The sequence below is a fragment of the Paraglaciecola arctica BSs20135 genome, from assembly GCF_000314995.1.
In the GTDB taxonomy this organism is placed as follows: domain Bacteria; phylum Pseudomonadota; class Gammaproteobacteria; order Enterobacterales; family Alteromonadaceae; genus Paraglaciecola; species Paraglaciecola arctica.
On record NZ_BAEO01000029.1, the window covers coordinates 89,585 to 111,529 of the forward strand.

17 protein-coding genes are annotated in these 21,945 nt (G+C 40.7%); 4 read left to right on the forward strand and 13 right to left on the reverse strand.

The annotated features are described in order from the left end of the window. Positions 1-95: 95 nt before the first annotated feature. A complete protein-coding gene (locus GARC_RS11325) occupies positions 96-599 on the reverse strand; it encodes a helix-turn-helix transcriptional regulator (RefSeq protein ID WP_007620037.1) in 504 nt (167 codons plus the stop codon). Between the two features lie 130 nt (positions 600-729). Between GARC_RS11325 and GARC_RS11330 the strand changes: the two genes are divergently transcribed. Genes GARC_RS11330 through GARC_RS11345 form a run of 4 tightly spaced genes read left to right on the forward strand, consistent with a single transcriptional unit; the run spans position 730 to position 6,384 of the window. Continuing rightward, positions 730-1,962, forward strand: coding sequence for a TolC family protein (locus tag GARC_RS11330; RefSeq protein ID WP_039989390.1), 1,233 nt, complete (start codon positions 730-732; stop codon positions 1,960-1,962). Further along, a complete protein-coding gene (locus tag GARC_RS11335; RefSeq protein ID WP_007620039.1) occupies positions 1,959-3,002 on the forward strand; it encodes a hypothetical protein in 1,044 nt (347 codons plus the stop codon). The genes GARC_RS11330 and GARC_RS11335 overlap by 4 nt, the downstream gene beginning before the upstream one ends. Further along, positions 3,003-6,074 (forward strand): efflux RND transporter permease subunit, encoded by a 3,072-nt coding sequence (locus GARC_RS11340; protein ID WP_007620040.1) that lies wholly within the window; start codon positions 3,003-3,005, stop codon positions 6,072-6,074. It begins immediately after the preceding gene. Continuing rightward, positions 6,064-6,384, forward strand: a complete 321-nt coding sequence (locus GARC_RS11345; RefSeq protein WP_007620041.1) for a DUF3240 family protein — start codon at positions 6,064-6,066, stop codon at positions 6,382-6,384. The genes GARC_RS11340 and GARC_RS11345 overlap by 11 nt, the downstream gene beginning before the upstream one ends. 154 nt (positions 6,385-6,538) lie before the next feature. Here GARC_RS11345 and GARC_RS25935 read toward each other — a convergent pair whose 3' ends face one another. From GARC_RS25935 to GARC_RS11410, 12 genes are all read right to left on the reverse strand, one after another. Beyond that, positions 6,539-7,105: a PEP-CTERM sorting domain-containing protein gene (locus GARC_RS25935; protein WP_007620042.1), complete on the reverse strand. Its 567-nt coding sequence runs from the start codon at positions 7,103-7,105 to the stop codon at positions 6,539-6,541. A 17-nt stretch (positions 7,106-7,122) separates the two neighbouring features. Then, the gene (locus GARC_RS25940) at positions 7,123-9,402 is read right to left on the reverse strand and encodes a collagenase (protein ID WP_052151494.1); all 2,280 of its coding nucleotides are present in this window, start codon (positions 9,400-9,402) and stop codon (positions 7,123-7,125) included. A 410-nt stretch (positions 9,403-9,812) separates the two neighbouring features. Beyond that, positions 9,813-11,468 (reverse strand): Na/Pi cotransporter family protein, encoded by a 1,656-nt coding sequence (locus GARC_RS11365; RefSeq protein ID WP_007620045.1) that lies wholly within the window; start codon positions 11,466-11,468, stop codon positions 9,813-9,815. 70 nt (positions 11,469-11,538) lie between these two features. Then, positions 11,539-11,982 (reverse strand): beta-lactamase hydrolase domain-containing protein, encoded by a 444-nt coding sequence (locus tag GARC_RS11370; RefSeq protein ID WP_007620047.1) that lies wholly within the window; start codon positions 11,980-11,982, stop codon positions 11,539-11,541. Positions 11,983-11,995: 13 nt separating this feature from the next. Then, positions 11,996-12,760, reverse strand: a complete 765-nt coding sequence (locus GARC_RS11375; protein WP_007620050.1) for a sulfite exporter TauE/SafE family protein — start codon at positions 12,758-12,760, stop codon at positions 11,996-11,998. Positions 12,761-12,764: 4 nt separating this feature from the next. Then, complete coding sequence (locus GARC_RS11380; RefSeq protein WP_007620051.1) at positions 12,765-13,631, reverse strand: MBL fold metallo-hydrolase; 867 nt, start codon at positions 13,629-13,631, stop codon at positions 12,765-12,767. Positions 13,632-13,728: 97 nt separating this feature from the next. Further along, positions 13,729-15,390, reverse strand: a complete 1,662-nt coding sequence (locus GARC_RS11385) for an amino acid ABC transporter ATP-binding/permease protein (RefSeq protein ID WP_007620053.1) — start codon at positions 15,388-15,390, stop codon at positions 13,729-13,731. Further along, positions 15,374-17,134, reverse strand: coding sequence for a thiol reductant ABC exporter subunit CydD (gene cydD / locus GARC_RS11390; RefSeq protein ID WP_007620055.1), 1,761 nt, complete (start codon positions 17,132-17,134; stop codon positions 15,374-15,376). Before cydD ends, GARC_RS11385 begins: the two co-directional genes overlap by 17 nt. A 4-nt stretch (positions 17,135-17,138) precedes the next feature. Next, positions 17,139-18,140: a cytochrome d ubiquinol oxidase subunit II gene (cydB, locus tag GARC_RS11395; RefSeq protein WP_007620056.1), complete on the reverse strand. Its 1,002-nt coding sequence runs from the start codon at positions 18,138-18,140 to the stop codon at positions 17,139-17,141. Positions 18,141-18,142: 2 nt separating this feature from the next. Continuing rightward, positions 18,143-19,540 (reverse strand): cytochrome ubiquinol oxidase subunit I, encoded by a 1,398-nt coding sequence (locus GARC_RS11400; protein ID WP_007620057.1) that lies wholly within the window; start codon positions 19,538-19,540, stop codon positions 18,143-18,145. A 353-nt stretch (positions 19,541-19,893) separates the two neighbouring features. Beyond that, complete coding sequence (locus GARC_RS11405) at positions 19,894-20,523, reverse strand: Tll0287-like domain-containing protein (RefSeq protein WP_007620058.1); 630 nt, start codon at positions 20,521-20,523, stop codon at positions 19,894-19,896. A 3-nt stretch (positions 20,524-20,526) separates the two neighbouring features. Beyond that, positions 20,527-21,810 carry an NAD(P)/FAD-dependent oxidoreductase gene (locus tag GARC_RS11410; protein WP_007620059.1) on the reverse strand — a complete coding sequence of 428 codons (1,284 nt, stop codon included), beginning with the start codon at positions 21,808-21,810 and terminating at the stop codon, positions 20,527-20,529. Positions 21,811-21,945: the final 135 nt, after the last annotated feature.

Consider the following 21,945-nt stretch of genomic DNA (forward strand, 5'->3'; position numbering starts at 1 on the left):
TATAAGACTAAGTAGCATAACACGTTCTATTAAACTCCAACCGAGCCTCCTTCGACTGGTTAACCTGCGATGACATGATCCAAACTCGGCGTCCTTTAAATAGTTTGTTCCATAAACAGGTCTTCTATAAACCATGCTGAAAATTCATGGCGACCATCTAAGTTACTCTTTGCATAAATACTTGACGCTTGTTGTCGCACTGTCGTCTCTTTGGTATTTCTCACCACAGATATCTCTTTAAGGCTTAATCCTTTGAGTAATAAAAAGGCGACTTGTTGTTCTCCTTTAGTCAAACTCCATTGTTCGAACTGCTGTTTGATGACTTCACTAAAATGCCTGCGCTCCTTGTTCATTTTATTATTAAGTGAATGGATTTGTGTATCTGCATTTTTGAGCTCAGTCGCTAATTTATCCAATTCGGTCGAACGTTTGCGCATATCAAAAACCAAAAACATCGCTGCGAACCCTGAGATTATGACAATCATTGATTCTTGGATCACGTGAGCAATAGGCACTCCAAGTCCAATATCAACAAACACATCGATACTGTTTAACAACATGACACAGAATAAAATAATAGTGATGACTTTATCTTTCATGTAAGACGTTAGCTCCGTTTTAATGTTTGTTTTTTAAGTATTTACTTGATTCATACCACATATGTTCGATGTATAAACTACTGACAAATGACATAGTTATATCAGGTAATTGCAGCATAAAGAGCAACATATGAAATTATACGTTTTGCCACTCGTGATGATACGCATATTGATGGGTACTGCGCTAGCGTCGAGTTCAATGATGTCGAGCTCTATGATGTCGAGCTCAATAAAGAGCAGTGAAATAAGTTTAACCGATACCCTGCAGGCAGCAATGGAGAAACACTATCATTCAAAGTCAAAAAATCAACTAGATTCAGCCGCTAGTTTTAAGAACTCGAGTTGGCTTGCTACTAATCCATCCTTGTCATTTAGCTTTTTGCAAAGTCAGGAAAACTATGGCTCGGATGAGGCTGAAATTAGACTTAACCTCCCCTTCAAAACCAATGAACAAAAAAATCTTGAGCAACAACTTGTCCAAGGTCAGGATAATTCCAACAGCTATACAACTGCTGAGGTGGCGCTGCACTTCTCTATGCTTATTCGGGAAACTCTAGGCGCTTATCAAGTAGATTACCTTCTGATGAAAAAAGCGGTTCACAAGCTATCCGTTCTTAATAAATTGGAGCAAAAATTTCAGCAGCGCTATAACACCAATACCGTTTCACTCTATCCACTGTTAACCATTAAAAAAGAATTATTAGATGCAAAAATAGAACAGTTGGAATATCAGAATAAAACAGAAAGCTGGCTAGACCGCTATTTAGAATTGACCGGTTTGACTATTTTACCAAAAAAACTCACAGAAGCACCTTATGTTATTGATCCGCAAGCTATTGAAAAACATCCCGTAATTCAGTCTCTTGATGCGGCCTGGCAACAGCAAAAAAATCTGCTAAAAGCGACCGACACGACACTAACACCTTGGCATGTTTCAATATCCGCAAAAAAAGTCGACTCGCCTGACTTTGTTGATAACCAAATTGGTCTGGCAGTGGATGTTCCGTTATCTTTTACCAGCAACTCGTCACAAGCGACACGCACTAGTTATTTTAATGCAATGAAGGAGTATCAGTTGGCCCGCGATCAAGCAGGTCTAACGATTCAATTAGGGCTTAAAAGCGCGCTAAATGAGTTACAACTATTACAAAAACAGCATGCATTTCTCGCTGAGTCCTTAAAGATTAGTCAGCAAATAGAACAATTAACTGAATCGATGTCCAGTTCAAACGTATTGCAACATGATGTGCTGTTGCGACGCACGTTAGAGGCTATCGAGATCCAATCAAGTTACGCATTGAATCAGATAAAAATTCAACAACTCAACTCCACACTAAGACAAATCGCAGGAATTCCACTATGAGCTTGAAATCGTATTTATTCATCAGCTTTTCTCTATTAATTTTCAAATCAGCCAGTGCCAGCGAACTAAAAATTAATGTAGCGACCTTGGGTGACCTGGAACTGTCAACAGAAGTCGTGCAAATGGTGGAACACTATCCTGGCAACCAATTAAAAGCCAAGGTTGAGGTAATGCCTGGTAGGTCATTTACCCTTAAGTCTCCAGCAGATGTTCAACAGACCGAGTATTTAGTATCACAAGGACAAACACTAAAGAAAAATCAACCCTTTGCGATAATAAGAGGCGCAGAAGTATTTCATTATTACACCGAGTATCAGATAAAAAAGTCACTTTATACACTTGTAGAATCTCAATTTAAAAGCAACCGGGCTTTATATTCGCAAAAGGTCATTGATGAGCAACGCTGGATAGATATTACCCAAGCCTATTACGCTGCACAGCTTGCATATGAAGAATATGAGCATTTTTTTGAACATTTAATTGAAGTTGATGAAAAACAAGATGCGATTACCTTGGGCTCCCCCATTGAAGGCATATTTTTAAAGGGCTCAGAATTAAACATCAATGCAGGAGACAACATTGCTCAGTTTGTCCCCAAAGCGGCTATTCGATTAAAGGTTGCTGTTCCTTCGAACAAAGCCAATAACCTTTCTTATTTAACCTATTCCAACTGTAAACTTGAAGTAGCTCAAATCGAATCCGTTAGCAGTGGTGCTTATGTTACCGCTTGGTCGACCCCATTGCCCGAAAAATGCACTTGGCGAATAGGTGAGGAAGTCACGGCGATGCCTTTTTATACTGAAATTGCGTATAGAATACCTAAATCAGCCGTTTTTAGTTGGGACGCAGCGCAGTATGTTTTTGTAAAACAAGACACTGTGTTGATTAGCCTTCAAGTCAATTTACTCTCTTCAGACGCTGGCTACTATATTGCTCAAATACAACAAGCGGATGCTTCAGTAACTGAGGGCACGATAGAAGTTCTCGTTTCATCAGTCAGTGCCGTACAAGGTGTACTTTTGGGTTTAGGGAGCGAATAAGTGTTAACTCGATTATTACGATTCACCTTAACCCAACGCCTATTTGTACTTGTACTAGGTTTAGCCGTTGTTTTTTTTGGTCTAAATGCATGGTTTAACATTCCAATCGACGCTTTTCCTGATATCTCACCGACACAAGTCAAGATCATTATTAAAGCCCCGGGTATGACCACAGAAGAGATTGAGGCACAGATAACCCAACCTATTGAAACGGAACTATTGGGCATACCTGCACAACAGATGTTGCGTTCAACCACTAAATACGCCATTACAGATATCACCTTAGATTTTAAAGAAGGCACCGAAATCTACTGGGCAAGGCAGCAGGTCACTGAGCGACTTGCTAATGTATGGGATTCACTGCCCACAGGGATATCGGGAGGTATAGCGCCGATGAGTACCCCCCTTAGCGAAATGTTTATGTTTACCGTGGAAAATCCAGCTATGAGTCTAATGGAGCGCAGGCAATTATTAGATTGGGAAATCAGACCTTTGCTACGCACAGTAAACGGTGTAGCGGAGGTAAATGTCTTAGGCGGATATGCAAAAACCTATCAAATAAGCCCAAACCCACAAAAAATGGCAAATGCAGGAGTAAGCTTTGCATTATTGTCACAGTCCATTCAAGCAAATAATCTCAACGGCAGTATAGGCAGACTAGACATAGGTAACGACGCAATTATCTTGCGTACCGAAGGCCGCATTGACTCAATAACATCCTTGGAAAAAATGGTTGTACATGCTACCAACGGAAACGTTTACCGCTTAGCAGACTTATCAACTGTCAGCATTAGCCACTTGGCACGTTATGGCTCAGTCACTCGAAATGGGATTGAAACCACAGAAGCTATTGTGATCTCATTGAAAAATGCCAATACGGCCGAAGTAGTGGCCGGAGTACGACAAAAACTGGCAGAGATCACTCCTTCTTTGCCAAGCGGTACAAAACTTAATGTGTTCTATGATCGTGCCAATTTAATTGATACCGCAATTGGCACCATCACCACAGCTCTAATAGCGGCCGTTGTATTAGTTGTTTTGCTATTAGCATTTTTTCTAGGTGATATTCGCGCTGCGATCACGGTATCACTGTCCCTGCCCTTTGCTGCTTTGTCCACATTTATACTAATGGATCTGTATGGTCTTTCAGCCAATCTTATGAGTTTAGGTGGATTGGTGATAGCCATAGGGATGATTGTAGATTCATCTGTGGTGATAGTTGAAAATGTCGTCAATCAATTAACCAAGAACAGTAAGCTACCTAAATTACACTTGATATTTAGGGCATGTAAAGAAGTAGCTATACCTGTTGTGTCTGGCACCATTATTGTTGTTATTGTGTTTTCGCCGCTACTAAGCCTAAGCGGCTTGGAAGGTAAACTATTTACTCCTGTCGCCTTAACCATTGTTTTTGCAATGTTAAGTGCTTTGGTGCTGTCATTAACCCTAGTGCCTACCATTGCATCACTTATCTTGAAAACGGATGCCAGTAAAGAGCCAAAACTTGTGGCCAAAATTCAACAATACTATCAAGCGAGTTTAGTATCGACGTTAAACAAACCCATGCCATTAATAGTCGTAGTCATTTTGGTCCTGATTGTCAGTGTTGGCCTCTTTACACTCTTAGGTAAAACCTTTATGCCCGTCTTGGATGAAGGCGACATCATTGTTCAATTGGAAAAATCACCGAGTATATCCCTAAGTTCATCAACAGAATTGGATATACAGATTGAAAAAGCATTGTTAGAAAACGTCCCAGAAATAAAACAAATTGTTGCACGAGCAGGTTCAGATGAAATTGGACTTGATCCCATGAGTTTGAATGAAACCGATATTTTTATGGAGTTACTTCCCATAGATGAATGGCGCTTCAGCTCCAAGGCTGAATTAATTGAAGATATCCGCTCCGTATTATCACGTTTCCCAGGTATTAACTTTGGTTTTACCCAACCCATCCAAATGCGCGTATCAGAGATGCTAACGGGAAGTACTGGCGATGTGTCTGTCAAAGTGTTTGGTGCTGAAATAAACACTTTGTCCGATTTGGCATCTCAAATAAGCCAGCTCATCAAAACTCTTGAAGGTAGTGTTGATGTCAACACCGCCATCATTGAAGGAGGACAATTTTTAAATGTTCGCCTAAAACCAGAAATAGCCATGCAATACGACATGACAGTAGACGATATGTCCATCTACCTAAGAGCTCAATTTGAATCAGTCGAAATTTCCAAGATTATTCAAGGCAAGAAAAAGACACCACTTGTGTTAGGCATGAATAAACAATTATCCACTAGTGTGGCCACACTACACGAACTTCAAAACATGACTATTTTAATGCCTGACGGATCATTGATGCCCTTCGAGCACATTGCGTTACTCGAGTTAAAACAAGGCCCGTCATTGGTTGAACGTGAAAATGGCAATCGTTTTTCGGTAGTGACCAGTAATGTGATTGATAGAGATATTGTGGGTTATGTGGACGAGCTACGACTATTAATTGATAGCCGTTTAACTCTGCCTGCGGGTTACACACTTGCCTATGGTGGTGAATTTGAAAACCAACAACGAGCCACTAACAACTTGTTAATGGTGGTGCCTATAGCCCTTAGTTTAATACTGCTGATCCTATTCACGACATTTGGCTCACTTCCTAAGGCATTACTGATTTTATTGAATATTCCTTTTGCGTTAATGGGCGGTGTCATCGCTTTGTATATCTCTTCAGAATACTTGTCAGTGCCAGCCTCTGTGGGGTTCATCGCTTTGCTGGGTATTGCCGTACTCAATGGGGTGGTAATGGTGAGTTACTTTGAACAAATTAAACTTACTATTACTGATATTTCACAACGGGTGATAGAAGGGTCCATAAGACGCCTGCGTCCCGTATTAATGACGGCGACAACGGCAATGTTTGGACTAGCACCACTTATATTTGCCAGTGGACCGGGGGCTGAAATTCAAAAGCCACTGGCCATTGTGGTCATTGGTGGATTAATCACCTCCACCATTACAACCTTGTATCTATTACCCCTGTTTTATATGCGTATGGAGAACAAAAAAAATGCACAATGAACAGCTTCTATTAACCTTGATTGTTCCGCTTGAATTAAAAGACGAGATTGTCGATACCTTAATAAGTCAAGAGCAAGTGAGTGGCTTTAGCTTAGGCAAGATTGAAGGTTACAGTCGAAATCACAGCCATTTTAATATTAGTGAACTAGTTGAGGGACACAGAGCCTTTTATCGATTCGAAATAGTCATAGATAATAGTCAACTTGATAACGTAAAATCTATGCTAAAAAAAGCCTGTGCCAGCTCTAATATTCACTATTGGCTAATGCCACTTATCGACAGCGGATCCTTCAATCCATTACCTGCATAAGGAAATACAAAGCAGGAGATAGGAATATGGATACAAATTTATAGAGTTAGGCATTTATTTCACCAATTAATAGTAATAAATGATTTGAGCGGCTCGTTATAACAAAACATGCCGCTTAATAAGCGGCATGTTTAACAAGTAGTTATGCTAGTAATTAATTTTTACGTTGCTTACGCTTAATCCTCAACAACATCATTGAAGCTAAAGCAAAAATGACAATAGTGGCTGGTTCTGGCACTTGCGTGATAGAAAATCGTGCATTCTCAGCCGTAGTATCAACGTCTGCATTATCAAAATCCAGCAAACCAAAAAGACCTAGGGATAGATCATAATCGCCAGCTGATAAGGCTTCTAAGGTGAAGTTAGCCAACACAAAGGCGGTTCCTTGAGCAGCGGTTAAAATAGCGGTGTCAGCAAAGGGATCTGAGTACTCTTCAAGAGATAAAATGCCTGAAACACTATCGTTATTGCCGATTGATAGAGAGCCCAAACCATCATCAAAACCAACACCAAAACTCCAACCTAGCACTGACACGCCGCTAGTAGAGTATTCCATATCCGCCCAAAACGCGCCTAACAAACCGCTAAAGTCGCTCACTACCAATTGGCCGCTAATGGTATCACCCACCTGGTAATCAGAGGCATCTAGGTTAAATTTGATTACTGCCGCCTGCACATTGACACTTAATACTAGAGATAATGCTAATAAAAAATTCTTCATTTTTTTAACCTTTTTAATTAGTTGGCTACAGCACAACGGGGTAAGTCACATAGTTTCATCATGGCTCTGACATCTTTTCGATCCACTTTGCCATCATCATTAAAGTCATACATTATGTTTAAATCAGGCTGACGTAACATTTGGGTAAACACTACGATGTCATTTTTATCAACCCTGCCATTTTCGTCCATATCTGCAGGCCTAGTACTCACTGTTTGACACACACCTTCACCTTGCACTAAACAATCTAACCATTCGTGGAATTCCATATCAAAACGGGTATTCCAGCCGTCCAATACATCTTGATAGGGAGTATATTCGGGTAATTCGCCAGCAAGACCTTCGTTGGATTGACCGCAGGTCCATACCCAAGCTCCCGTAGACCATTCGCTATCATCGTAAGCCCAGAACCAGTTGTTGGCTGTCGCTTCAGTTTTACGATGCCATGACCAGTCAAAGGTGCATTCTGTATTTGGTAATAACTTTTTCGCTGCGCGCATGCTGGGCAGTAGTTCATTTTCTAGTTCAGATATATGATTCTCAAACATAAAACGAACGGCTAAGTATCCCCAACTGTAAGTACGCTCAGTGTTGCTATTGGCATAGGTTGTTTCAAACAATTCGCTTAACTGGTAAGTTTTTCCGCTGGCAACGGCTAAAGCACCTGAATTATTGTCGCCCTTGGCTAAGTAATCAGCAACACCTTCGCCCCACCACACTGAATTTTCTGGTTGTTCTGAGAAGCTGCCCCATTTATTAAAGCGGCCGTCTAAATAATGAATGAATTCATGCTCAAGGTTCCAGACAGTAAATTCAGATAACCAGGTTGCTTGGTGAGCAATAAATCTTGCTTGATTGTCTAAATCACTGGGCGTGCCTTCTAAATACATACCACCATTATCAGTATTAATATCAAAAAAGTTTCCGCCATACTTGTTATATTCATTCCACGAGCTAAAGACTACAACTTCTAAGTCAGTACTGTTGTCGTTCGCCACTGGCATTTCTGAATTGGTACCAAAACGCTGATGAAACTCCAGCTCTTTGACGGCAAGTGATGCACATATGCCGCCTAGATTGTCTTCATTAATAATGCCTTGATAACGTACTTTTATCGTTGCGCTACAAGTATGGCTGCCAGATAAAATAGCTGCTTCTAGATTAAAGTCACACACATCACCATAAAGCTCACAGTTTTCATTATCATAAGTAGTCACCATGTTCTGAGCATTTAGCCAACCATCTGCACCTGTACCATCATAAGTGTAAGTGTTTAAGACTGTTTGTATGGTCGGACGAACTTGCTGAGCAATTGCTTCAGGGTATTGCAGTAAACGGCCCAACTCAGAAATCGTATCAGCCCATTGATATTCGCGCTTTTTGCCAATCAACCATGTGCCCGCTGATTCAACCGCCTGTTTTAAGTTACTAATAACTTCTGGATGAGCAACTAATATGGCCTCAGTGCCTGAAGGGTTATCTTTTGAAGCATAGAATAACTCAGTTAATAATCGGGTCATGGCATCTTCTTCATAATAAACACCAGCTTCATCATGTTGTGCCACAGTGTTCATGTAGCCAAGGATGGCGGTACTGAATTGCGGTAAAAATGCTAAGCTATCTGTGCCGCTGCTGACCAATAGCACCATCATTTCACGACGTACCATGAAGTCACGGGTGGTATCACCATTAAACTGAGCAAAGTTATCATCGGCAAAATATTGGCTAAAAGCCAAGGTTAATGCGTCATGATAAACAGCTGTAAATTCTCGACTGTTGTGCACCCAATGCATGGCTCTTAAAAAAGTGACTAACTTCTCTAATTCACTCGCGTCGCTACTATTAGTGCCATCATAGGTCGCTAATCTGTCATTGATAGCATTAACAACAGTCAGGGCTTTTTCGTCAGCAAACATCTCTGTTGTTGCATGCCCTTTATTGTATAAACCATATAAACAAGCGGACAAGTCCCCCTGGGTTATAGCGTTAACTAGGTCTTCGTCATATAAACTAAGAAGGTCAGCCGCCACAGTACAACCGGCTACAACGGCTGTTTTAGCCAACACTGAACGTTTTGCTGCTAACTTAATGGTCTTTTCTATGGTGATGTTAGAAAAGTATTGTGGTTTACCCGGATCCTGATCTACTGGGGAAGTAGATAAACGCGAATTTTCAACACCGTGGTGACGAGCAATGTTCTCATTTTCATTTAATGTAGGTTTAATGCTAGTGGCGTTCGCCGAAAGTATCGATGCACCACACATTAGCCCCAACATAAGTAAGCTATGCTTTCTCATTGTTCTTTCCTGTTATTGTTATAAATATTGTTATTCTGATCATGACATCACAAGATCACTCTCACCAATTTAATATATTGTATACAATATATTAAATCAAGGGTTAACAATTCTTTTTTGAATAATTTACTTTTATGCAACATTAAGTGGGCGATTTTTAATTAAGAAATAAAAGGTTGTACTGGATTGCAGCTATAAGGAAACAAGGAGATAACTTAAACAGTTGAAAAATAATAAAATTTCATAAATTGAGAACTTCAGGACAGTAACAATTTACCGTTAGACGGATCTCAGCCAAATATATCAAAGTGTTAATTGGAATGTCTTAATCGTTACGATCATGTAAAAATCAAACGTGACGGCACAACTAGGTACATTGCTTTGCTAATGTTTTAACAATAATTATGTTTTTAGTCGTCAGCGACAACCTCTGGTACTGGGCTATCTTTAAAGTCGAGTTTTCCTTGTAAGGTTTTAATTCTGACCTGCCCTTTATGCCACTCCTGCGCTAACCTAAACACCTCAGATAAACAGTCAATGGACTCAGACATTTGCGTAATGGAAATTTGTGAACGGGTTCCCTCAAGAAGTAACTTGGCTTTTAACCTATCATGCTCAGAATGTAATTCACTTAATTGCTCTTGCAGTAAGTCTAAGGTACCAAATTCCATTGAGCGACTACTCTGCATAAATGTCGACACAGTGGTGAGGTACTGCGTAATCTCCTGTTCAAGTGGATATGACGAAAATTTATCTCTTTTCTCAAACTGATAATCAATACGCTCTATAGATAATGTACAACTTAAGAAATACTGCTCAATTCTCAATAATGTTGCTAAGTCCGCGGTAGTGTCTTCGCTCATTTCAGAGCTTCCAACGTTAGCGATAAATTTGGATACTTCTGCAGATAATATCTTGATTATTTTAACTTCATTTTCGAAATCAAATGCCTTTGATGAACTGGGTTGTATCGACTTTGAATAAAGAGTCATGACTTTATCGGACAATGCGAGATTTTCAAGTAACAGCGCATTAACCGCTAACACTGGAGTTTGCGCTATAGTGTTATCCAGAAATTGTGGACGAGAATCCTTTTCTTGCCGTGCATGAAATTTCCCCTCAAGAAACCTAGCAAGACGATCATTATGGGGGTACACCAACAATACTCCCAACACATTAAATATGCTGTGGAAAATAGCCAATGAAATAGCAATATCTGCGGTTATGTTAAAAAAATGGGTGAAGGCTTCAATAAGGTAAAATATGACTGGCATAATCACCAAAGCAACCAAGGCGGTGGTTGTATTAAAGATGACTTGAGCAGCAGCAACACGTTTAGCATTGGGTGTAGCTCCAATTGCGGCAAGCATTGCGGTAGATGTGGTACCAATATTTGCACCAATCACCATCGCCCCTGCAGCGTAAATCCCAACCATTCCGCTGGATGCAGCAGTAATAGTGAGCGCAATTGAAGCACTTGAACTTTGCGTCAGCATGGTCATAACAATACCGACCAGAAGAAAAGTAAAAATACCCGAAAGACCATCAGCGGAAAGTTCGCTAATATTAAAGGTCTGAACCAGTCCCTCAAACGCATTTTTAAGCACATCTATACCGATAAAGAATAATCCGAAGCCCACCAGAGCTAGGCCAAAAGATGCTAACTTGCCCTTCTGTTTGACCATTTTCAAAATCATTCCCACACCAACCATTGGCAATGCAAACGCCTGAATATCGAACTTAAATCCCAGCAGCGCGACTAACCACCCTGTCATAGTGGTACCAATATTAGCTCCATAAACTATGCCTAATGCCTGACGCATGCTGATAAGACCAGCATTAACAAACCCTATCGAAGCAACAGTGACGGCACTGGAAGATTGCACCACAGCCGTCATAAAACAGCCCGAAAAAATTCCTCTTAAGGGTGTCCTACTGGATTCCGACAGCAACCTTCTTAAAGATGTACCAGCAGCCAGTTTTAAGCCATCAGTCATCATGCCAATTGCCAGTAGAAACAATCCTAAGCCACCGAGAATAGCGCCAATTAACGTTATCGTTTCCATTTATACATTTTCTTTTTGGTTGTTTGGGCTAACGAGAATGAAGATAACCTACTCGACAATATATCTATTATCAAATATTGGCCCCAAGCCAGACTTTTTCACGCTCAATGCCTTGCATAAGATCTTTTACAGAGCTGATATTACACTCACTTTTTTCGCACTGTTTTTCGATATATTTTAGTGTTTCAGAATGAGAGTTAGCCAGTGCCCATAAATGAATTGCACGATTACCTGTGCGGCAAAATGCATGTACTTTGTCATCGCCAGTAGCCAATTGTTTAAAAAACTCAGCAATATCCTGTTCTGAATAACAGTTGGCTTTTACCGGTATGTGCACATATTCAATGCCATGAGCGCGCACCTTAATAGCCATCTGTTCTGCACTTTCTTGCCCTGGCTCCTCATTATCCGGCCTCACATTGACAATTTTTGTGACACCTTGTGTTTTAAGGGCTTCGAGAGATGCGTCGTCTATCGGACCAGATATAGAAAAGTTATGTGATACCTTCTTCATGCTTAACTCCTACTTATAAAATGTCGTAAATTGATGTACCCAAAATATAAATACCTAAAATAACCAGCACTAATGCGAACAATTTTCTTATTTTTTGTTGCGGAATTTTATCAGCGATACGCACGCCCAACATTGAGCCTAAAATACCCGCACAAACTATCACCGCAACGGTTTTCCAGTTCATCACCAAAGCAAATTGTTCAAGCACATCTTGGTATTTGAGATACCCAATAAGTGATTGCATGGTAATAATGATCAAACTGCTACCAATAGCTTGTTTAAAATCTAGTTTCCCTAGCAAAAACAAGGCAGGTACAATCAAAAACCCTCCCCCTACACCAACAAAACCAGCAAGGGCACCAACTAAGATTCCGGCGCTAATAACAAATAGTTTACGAGGTGGCGATGCAGTATTACTGCCTGACGTTAGCGGAGAAAACATTGAGCGACTGGCTATCAGCATAACAATAGAAAAAGTGAGTAATTGCAATACGCCAGAAACATACTGTGAAGTCCATGCCCCTAGATAGGTACCAAACATACTTGGCACACCAAACAACATAACAAATTTCCAGCTAACTAAACCCCGTTTTATATAAGACAAACTGCCAAATGCAGATATACAGCCCACAATAAAAAGTGATTCAGCGATGGCCAGTTTTGCCGGTTCGTCTGCTACATATATAAGCAGCGGCACAGTAATAATGGAACCACCCGAGCCTAATAAACCTAAACTCAGCCCAATCAATACTGCGCCTAAAACAATAAGAATATTCAATGGCTTACAGCGTATTCAAAGGTATTTTTATGTAGGCATGCCCATTCGATTCTTTTGGTGGCATAGCGCCAGCTCTAATATTAATCTGAATGGCGGGTAATAAAAGTCGAGGCACGTTCAAGGTGACATCTCGGGCATCACGCATTTTGACAAACTCATCTTCTGACACACCGGCTTTAACATGCACATTATTACGTTGTTGTTCAATCACAGATGTTTCCCATGCAAAAACATCCCTATCAGGCGCCTTATAGTCATGACCAACAAACATTCTGGTTAAAGAGGGTAATGACAGTATTCGTTGAATTGACTGATACAGTACCTTCGCACTACCAAGGGGAAAATCTGTTCTTGCGGTGCCATAATCCGGCATAAACAAAGTATCACCTACAAAAACGGCATCTTCAATCAAGTAAGATACACAGGCAGGTGTATGACCTGGAGTATGCAGCACTGTGATATCAACGTGACCTAATTTAATCATCTCTTTATCCGCAAAAAGATGACTAAACTGACTGCCATCGGTTTTAAACTCGGTTTCTAAATTAAATATTTTTTTAAAGGTTTCTTGAACACGACAGATATGTTCTCCAATGCCAATGTCTCCAGTCAAATTATCTTTTAAATAATGCGCTGAGGATAAATGATCAGCATGAGCATGAGTTTCTAATATCCATTCCACCTTATAGCCATTTTTGACAATATGACTGACAATTTTGTCAGCTGAAACAGTACTAGTACGACCCGATGCAGGGTCATAATCCAATACTGGATCAATAATGGCGCAGCAAGATGTGGCCTTATCAACCACTACGTAGGTGATGGTATTGGTGTCATCATGAAAAAATGCGGTGATATCGATTTTTGACATAACTCTAAGCCTATTTTTTTGGGGAAATTAATAACGACTAATAACAAGTATCAGCAAGTAGCTTGCCATGATTAGCCGATCCTTTTATGTGGTCTAATTAGTCCAAGCGCACTTGTTGGATAACAACATCAGTAGGCAAATACGCAGGCCGCTCGTGACTGAGTAAAACAACTGTACGCTGTTTTAACCAACTAGATATGTTGTGCCATATCCTCGCCGCCATTAATGCATCGATACCATTAAAAGGTTCATCCAACACCAGCAATTTAGGATCACGCAACAACAAACGGGCTAAGGTGACACGTCTCGCCTGCCCCCCTGAAATTTGATCTCCGGTGTCACCTAACCATGTATCAAGGCCATGTTTCAGTTTGTGCGCCCAGGCATCCAACTCAACCATTTGTAATACAGTCCAAAGTTTATCTTCAGAAATATCTCCTAGCCCAAGTGACAAGTTGTAAGCCAGTGTCCCGGTTAGTACGGAGTTATTTTGTGTTACGTATCCAATATTGGCATACCAATTCGCCACACCTAAATCAACGGATTGAGCCTTACCGTCAACCACAATAGAGGTGATACTTTGTTTAATGTCTGTGCAATCTGTCATGCCAGTTAAAATATTGGCTAAGGTCGATTTCCCAGCGCCTGAACGACCACTGATTAACAACAATTCATTTTCATTGAGCACAACCTCCAAAGGTTTTACTTGGCTGATCGCTATATTCGGGTGTTTATTCAAAGTAATGGTTAATGATTTGGCAGGATATTTATTAGGCGCTTTAATAGCGCTTACATTGTCATTTTCTGGGCGTAGTCGTTGTGCGGAGAAATAGGTTTTACCCCATGCAGAAAATTGACTTGGAAGGCTTTGTAACACTTCTGTAAGACCTAAAAACATTAACACCAACATAACGGCTACAGCGCCATCAATAACCTGTATTTGCACTGAATACAGCACAACAATCGTCAGTACAGAAAGTCCTGCTACCATTAGAAAGTCGAGTAATAGTTGGATGTTTGCTATACGAGAAAACATGCTTGCTTGAGTGTCATCAAGTTCATCCAATCGCTTTAGAATATGTCGCTCATGATGTTGTAATAGCTTATGGGATTTTAATTCCAATCTGCCGCTGAGATGTTCAATCACATCGGCTCGCATATCATTAAGCAAACTAGCACTTCTAATGCCTAATTCTTTAGTGCACTTTATTGTCAGTGTAATCGCTGAAATAGCACAAAAAAGTAAAAAACCAGCCAAATAAAGTGCCAGTTCGGGCCAAATAAAACTCACAAAAATAGCGGCGCTGATGATTAACAAAATGCTGATGATAGGTGGAATAGTAAATCTTAATAGCAGACTATCTAAAGCGTCTAAATCTGCGGTTAACCTGCTTAACCACTCGCTGTCGGTAGTGGCACGTAATTGCTGCATAGGAAGAGCAGATAATCGTTTAAAAAGGTGTAGGCGGAAAACCGAGACTAATCGTAGAATAGTGTCATGGTTATAAAGCCGTTCCACATAACGCCCCACCGTTCTGCTTAATGCAAAAAAACGGATCCCAGAACCAGGCATATACATATCAAAAATAATGATCAAGCCTGCACTGATGGATAAACCCGCCAAGGCTGTAGCAGTAATAAACCAACCAGAAAGCATCAACAAACTCACACCAGAAAAGGCGGTAATAAAAGCCAGCAACACCCCATTAAAAATGCGTTTACCTTGTGTTTTATAAAGTAGATTAAACCAATACCGCACCTTCAACGCCCTCCTTTTGGTTAAGATTTAAATGCACATCAGCAATATCTAATAAGCCCAGATCATGAGTCGCTACAACTAGGATCGCATTTGACTTGAGCTTTTTTAGCGCTGCATAAATATATTTTTTACTGCTTAAATCTAATTTTGCGGTTGGCTCATCGAGTAAAATAATAGCTGTTGGATTAAGCATGACGCGCGCCAGCGCTAAACGCTGTAATTGCCCACCAGAAAAACCCTGACCATGTTCACCAATCATAGTGTTAAGGCCATTGTGATTTTTGCCAAAAATTTCATTAAGACCTAATTCGATTAGCGTCTCTCGCATTTGCTCTTGAGTCGCATTGGGGGCAAATTCTTCAAGATTGCTTAAAACGCTGGCATTTTTTAGCCATGGACGCTGAGGTAAATAGGCAATTGGCATCTGCTTACCCGGAAAAGTAACAACATTACCTTTTAATGGTTTTAGGTAATCTGCAAGGGTATAAAGCAAGGTACTCTTTCCTGCACCAGACTCACCGGTTATGGCTAAAAGTTGGCCGCCTTTAACTTGTAAATTGATATCATCAGCCAATACAGAGTCAGGGCTATAACCTATCGCTAGGTTATGTATATTCAACAGCGGTTGTTGATTAGGAAATGGGGTAATGTTTTGTTTATCAGTACTTTGCTTTAATTTTGCATCAGTTTTAGTTTCTGTAAAAACTTGATCTTCGCTTTGCTGCTTAGGCTCCTCATTAAACACTTTAAGCAAATTATTGGCGGCTCCCAAAGCAGCAGCTTTGTCGTGATAATACTGAGATAAATTACGTAAGGGTTGAAAAAATTCAGGAGCCAGTATCAAGATCAGCAAACCGCTAAACAAGCTAATACTTGAAGCGGGTCCCCAATTAATCGCACCATAGAGCGAAAACCCAATGTATATAGCTAAGCTAGCAATGGCTACACTGGTAAAAAACTCGAGCACAGTAGATGACAAAAAAGCGACTCTAAGTGTTTTAGTGATAATTTTTCGATAACTATCACTCGCCGCTTCAACTTCACCAAATACCGCTTGCTCAGCATGTAATAATTTTATGGTTGTAAGATTAGCCACCCTATTTAAAAAATGCCCCGCTAGGCGTTGCCTGATAAGGGAGTATTTTTGATTAAGTTGCTCTGCCCCCATCCCCACTAAAATCATAAACAAGGGGATAAGAGGCGCGGATATCAGTAAAAGTACAGCGCACAGCCAATTTAGCCATGCCACTACACACAATATGATTAATGGAGAAATAAAAGCTAGCATTTGCTGGGGCCAATACTTAGAAAAATACCCATCCATGGATTCAATATCTTCAACCCATTGGGTCGCGGCAGCAGCAGGCGAATGCAAGTGAGATGACAACGGACTCTGTTGTCGCCAAAGTAACAACAACTTTTTACGAATATTTGAACGAATAGCAATACTGGCATTTTGCCCAAACATGGTTTGCAATCGAGTCGAAACCACACGCCCTATGGCACTGCAAATAAACAGTATTAACCATTCAGGTTGATGAGTGAATGAATGCTGGTAGATGATCACATCCTCAACCATCCATGCAAAGGAAATCCATTGCATGGCGAGAAAAAACGTGGCTAAGGTGCCAGCAATAACCGACAGCCAAAGTACCTGCTTTTTGTCGCTAGCAAAATGATTTAATAATGCTCGGCCTGTCAAAAACTTTTGCTCTGCAGGCCGCTTTTTATTATGACTCAGCATTAGCCTAGTGATATCCGCCTTCTTTGACTTTTCCTCTGAAGACCCAATATGTCCAGCTTGTGTAAGCCAGAATAATAGGAATAACAAATAAAAACCCTATCAGTAAGAACAGCTGCGAATTGTAAGCTGAGGCCGCATCCCAAATAGTAAATTTAGGCGGCACGATATAAGGCCATTTGCTCACCAATAAACCTAAATAGCTAAACAAGAAAATTCCCATAGTCGCCACAAACGGCATACCATCTTTTCGCTTTCTCACGTTACTGAACACCACAAATGCACAATACAATGCCAATACGGGAAGCACCCAGATGATACTCAGGTTATCAAACCAACGCGCTTTCACGTATTCATCAATAAAGGGGGTATAAACACACACTATTGCAAACACCGTCATTAAACCCACTAGCAGTTTAGGAGTAATTTTATAGGCCCAATCTTGCACTTCGCCTTCTGTTTTCATGATCAACCAGGTGCTACCAAGTAAGGCATAACCAACAACTAGACCCAACCCGGTGATAACTGTAAAGGGCGTTAACCAATCGAGAGCACCACCTACATACACAAAACCTTCGGTCTTAAAACCTTGAATATAAGTCCCGACCACCGCTCCTTGAGCAAAAGCAGCCACGATAGAACCAACAGAAAATGACCAGCTCCAAAGGTACTTAGATGTCTTTGCCTTAAAACGAAATTCAAATGCTATGCCTCTGAAAATAAGCCCAGCCAACAATAAAAACACCCCAATGTACAACGCCGGTAGAAACACCGAATAGACTAGTGGAAATGCGGCTAACAGCCCTGCCCCACCTAAGACTAACCATGTTTCATTGCCATCCCAAATAGGTGCAACAGAATTCATCATAGTGTCACGTGCTTTTTCATTAGGCGCAAAAGGAAACAATATGCCTTGGCCTAAATCAAAACCGTCCATCAACACATACATCATTATGCCGAAACCAATTATCCCAGCCCAAATTACGGTCAAATCAAATGGTTGTTCCATGCTTATATCTCCTCATCAATAGCAACGTGTGCAGCAGAAAATGGACGCATTGGGCGCTCAACTTCTTCCATTTCGTGTGGCGCATTGGCTTTCTCAACCCCTCCACGAAACACTTTTAGTAAATAATAGACTCCAGCGCTAAATACCAAGCTATACACCACTATGTACCCAATTAATGTAAACAATGCCATGCCACCAGTCAGTGAAGGTGTTAAACCCTGCGCATGAGTCATTTGCCCGTAGATTAACCATGGCGCGCGACCAGATTCAGTTACAACCCAACCAGCCAACACCGCAATAAAGGGACTTAAACTCATTAATCGCAAACCGTTTAGGAAATAAGTGGATTGGTAGTAACGTCCCTTGATGCGTAAAAACAATCCCCATACTGCAAAAGCGATCATCAGCAGACCAAGTGCTACCATGATACGAAATGACCAGAACACGATCAAAACTGGTGGTTGTTCTTCTACCGGCACATCTTTAAGTCCAGGCACTTCGCCATCCCAATCGTGGGTTAATACAAAGCTGGCTAATTTAGGAATGCCAACTTCAAAATGATTGGTCTGATTTTCATTATCTGGTATGGCAAACAACAATAAAGGAACGCCAGATGAGGTTTCCCAATTACCTTCCATGGCCGCCACTTTAGTGGGCTGATACTTAAGCGTATTAAGACCATGAAAATCACCTATCACGGCTTGTACGGGCGCCAATATCAATAGAAACCACAGTGCCACAGAAAGGGCTTTTCGATTCGCAACAAATTCTCTTTTTTGAAGAACAAACCAAGCACTGACACCGGCAACAACCAATGCTGCAGTTAAGAACGAAGCCACCACCATATGCATAAAACGGTAACCAAATGAAGGGTTAAATATGGAGTCTGTCCATGACTTTACATGATACATACCATTGATAAGCTCCAGTCCGTCAGGTGTTTGCATTAACGAATTGGCAGCTAATATCCAGAATGACGAAATAAAGGTACCTGATGCCACCATGATGGCAGCAAAAAGGTGTACACCCTGAGGGACTTTATCTCTACCAAATAGTAATACGCCTAAAAATGAGGCCTCAAGAAAAAATGCAGTAATTACTTCGTAGCTAAGAACAGGTCCGAGGAAGTTCGCTGTAGCATAGGAAAAATTGCTCCAGTTGGTTCCGAACTGAAATGACATAACAATGCCAGAAACAACTCCGATACCAAATACTACAGCAAATACTTGGATCCAAAACTTCGACAATCTATGCCAAACGGGATCCCCAGTCTTGTATGCTAGGGTTTCAAAACCAGCAATGGTACTGGCAAGTCCGATAGTAAATACCGGAAATATAGCGTGAAAACACACAACAAACGCAAACTGTATTCGCGACAGCATGAGCGGATCAAGTTCCATAACAACTCCTAATTAGTTCTGTTTTGACTGATATAAAAGGAGATTAATTTAATAAAATCTCCACTCAGGCATCTTGTAATGCATAATTAAATGCAGCACTGCATGTTTCACGCCATGATATTAAAAAATAGGGCTTTTAACTGAGATCCGATAGAACATATGCCTATATATCTAACTCAAGTAATGCAATAAGCTAGGATCCATGTCACTTCTTGCACAAGATATCTTTATTATTGGAGGAGTCTTTTGACGTAAATCAGCTTTATAGGTTTTAAGTCTAGTCATGTGTCAAATTTGGCAAAGCACCGCCAAATTTGACACATAACTATGGATTAATTTTTGTTTATTAACAGCTAATCATCTGCAGAGACCGGTAAAACGATGGTCTGACTAAGCGTAAACGCACCTCTGAGGTCACCTATTTTGTAACCTATGGCATCATCATTAGGATATTGTTCATCCAATATTTTTTTAACCTCAGCAGATACATTTTCTCCATGACAACTTAAACATAATCCATCGACAGGAATGGCTTTCATATAACGTAAAGTGATAGTTTGTTGCTCTATATGCTCAGCAAAACCTATAAGTGATTTTATATCTGAACCAGTGGAATATTGTGATTCAAACCCGTTTAAAATCGATCTTTCCCATGTATCGGGGATGTTTTTTTTATTCCGAGTTTTTAGACTAGTACGCCCTACCTTCCACCCTGATGTAGGACTTTTAGCCGCAACCGAAGGGGCTATATCTTTGCAAGCAACAACCCCTTCTTCAAAACCACCCGCTTGTATTGCCTTAGATAGATTACGTTTTAATTCACTAGCAAAACTCTGGATTTTTTGCTGCGCAGCAACTTCAAACTCTAACCGAACCTGATCCAATTGCTTGGTATCATTCACTTCTTTAGCCATCACCGCTGCATAAAACATCTGCACAGACAACAAGCTTAAGCCCCAAATTCTCCACCTACTGATATTCATTGCTCAATCCTTTTTATTTTCTAAACGCTCTATGCCTAAGGCTTTCAACACATATTTTTCATATACAGGCTCACTTGTACCGGTTCGCATTTTACGCATAAAGTATTTTTCAAAGGCGATTTTAGCAAAATGCACCCACTTACCTTTTTTGAACCAAGCCACATTGCGCGGTCCAATCTGTGGCATGGCGACAAATGCTGCGCCTGTATCACCCATGTCAGCTAGGCAGATAGCGTGCCACGTGCCTTTGGCGCTGGGCTCTTGCTTATCGATAATAATAGATTTTAGGTTATGGGCTATTGCTGTCATCATAGTTTCAATCATATAGCCCGTCTTCGGAGTACCTGTAGGAACAGGTGTCACCTCAACGGGTGGGATAGCAACACAGACGCCACCAGAAAATATATTAGGAAATTTAGGTGAGCGTTGGTATTCATCAGTGATCACAAAGCCTTTTGCATTACATAATCCATCAACATTTGCCACTGCATCCACCCCGCTAAAAGGTGGAATAAACATCGAATGTTTAAAGGGCAATTCGTGAGTGAATTCTGTCTCACCCTTACGGTTTAATTCAGACACTGTCATACTGCCGTCTCTGACTTCATCTACATTGGCATTACAGATCCATTTGATGTCTCTTTGCCTAAGCTCTGATTCAAGCATTGACTTTGAGTCACCGACGCCTGCCAAGCCTAGATGTCCGATGTAAGGTTCACTGGTAATATAATGAATAGGCACTTTGTGACGAATTTTTGCGTCCCGTAGGGCTTTATCTAAAATAAAAGCATACTCATAAGCTGGGCCAAAACAGCTGGCACCTTGTAATGCACCTACCACTACAGGACCCGGATTTTTTATTAGCTCTTCAAAATCTGTATTACATTCTTTAGCGTGGTCAAGAGTACATATGGACTGAGTAAATCCCTCTGGCCCAGTCCCTTTCACATTGCTAAAGGCAAGTTTGGGGCCGGTTGCAATAACAAGATAGTCATAATCAATTTTCTCATTATCACTTGTTATAAGTGTGTTTTGTTCAGGGTCAATTTTATCGACTCTGGCACATTTAAAACTGATGTCCTTCTTACTAAGATATTTTTCAATTGGCATAGTAACCGCGTCTGGATCACGCCAACCTACAGCGACCCAAGGATTAGATGGAACAAAACGGAAACTAGCTCTCTCGTTCACCATCAATACTTGATGATTTGCACCCAAAGATTCTTTAATTTCATATGCAGCTGGCATACCACCGGTTCCTGCACCTAACACGACTATTTTAGCCATTTTGACCTCCTAGTTAACAACACAAAACCAACTGACCAAAGGCCGTTGATGACTGGTTCAAACATGAAAATACAAACAATGTTAAGTAAGTGTTAACAAGAAGCATGCCACAAACTAAGATACCGCCAAATGGCA

What these genes read in the sequence shown, in the direction of transcription:
- GARC_RS25935 (WP_007620042.1), bottom strand. Translation starts at nt 7,105, where the DNA reads ATGAAGAATTTTTTATTAGCATTATCTCTAGTATTAAGTGTCAATGTG.
- GARC_RS11400 (WP_007620057.1), bottom strand. Translation starts at nt 19,540, where the DNA reads ATGGAACTTGATCCGCTCATGCTGTCGCGAATACAGTTTGCGTTTGTT.
- cydB (WP_007620056.1), bottom strand. Translation starts at nt 18,140, where the DNA reads ATGGAACAACCATTTGATTTGACCGTAATTTGGGCTGGGATAATTGGT.
- GARC_RS11370 (WP_007620047.1), bottom strand. Translation starts at nt 11,982, where the DNA reads ATGAAGAAGGTATCACATAACTTTTCTATATCTGGTCCGATAGACGAC.
- GARC_RS11325 (WP_007620037.1), bottom strand. Translation starts at nt 599, where the DNA reads ATGAAAGATAAAGTCATCACTATTATTTTATTCTGTGTCATGTTGTTA.
- GARC_RS11335 (WP_007620039.1), top strand. Translation starts at nt 1,959, where the DNA reads ATGAGCTTGAAATCGTATTTATTCATCAGCTTTTCTCTATTAATTTTC.
- GARC_RS25940 (WP_052151494.1), bottom strand. Translation starts at nt 9,402, where the DNA reads ATGAGAAAGCATAGCTTACTTATGTTGGGGCTAATGTGTGGTGCATCG.
- GARC_RS11330 (WP_039989390.1), top strand. Translation starts at nt 730, where the DNA reads ATGAAATTATACGTTTTGCCACTCGTGATGATACGCATATTGATGGGT.
- GARC_RS11365 (WP_007620045.1), bottom strand. Translation starts at nt 11,468, where the DNA reads ATGGAAACGATAACGTTAATTGGCGCTATTCTCGGTGGCTTAGGATTG.
- cydD (WP_007620055.1), bottom strand. Translation starts at nt 17,134, where the DNA reads ATGCTGAGTCATAATAAAAAGCGGCCTGCAGAGCAAAAGTTTTTGACA.
- GARC_RS11345 (WP_007620041.1), top strand. Translation starts at nt 6,064, where the DNA reads ATGCACAATGAACAGCTTCTATTAACCTTGATTGTTCCGCTTGAATTA.
- GARC_RS11380 (WP_007620051.1), bottom strand. Translation starts at nt 13,631, where the DNA reads ATGTCAAAAATCGATATCACCGCATTTTTTCATGATGACACCAATACC.
- GARC_RS11405 (WP_007620058.1), bottom strand. Translation starts at nt 20,523, where the DNA reads ATGAATATCAGTAGGTGGAGAATTTGGGGCTTAAGCTTGTTGTCTGTG.
- GARC_RS11410 (WP_007620059.1), bottom strand. Translation starts at nt 21,810, where the DNA reads ATGGCTAAAATAGTCGTGTTAGGTGCAGGAACCGGTGGTATGCCAGCT.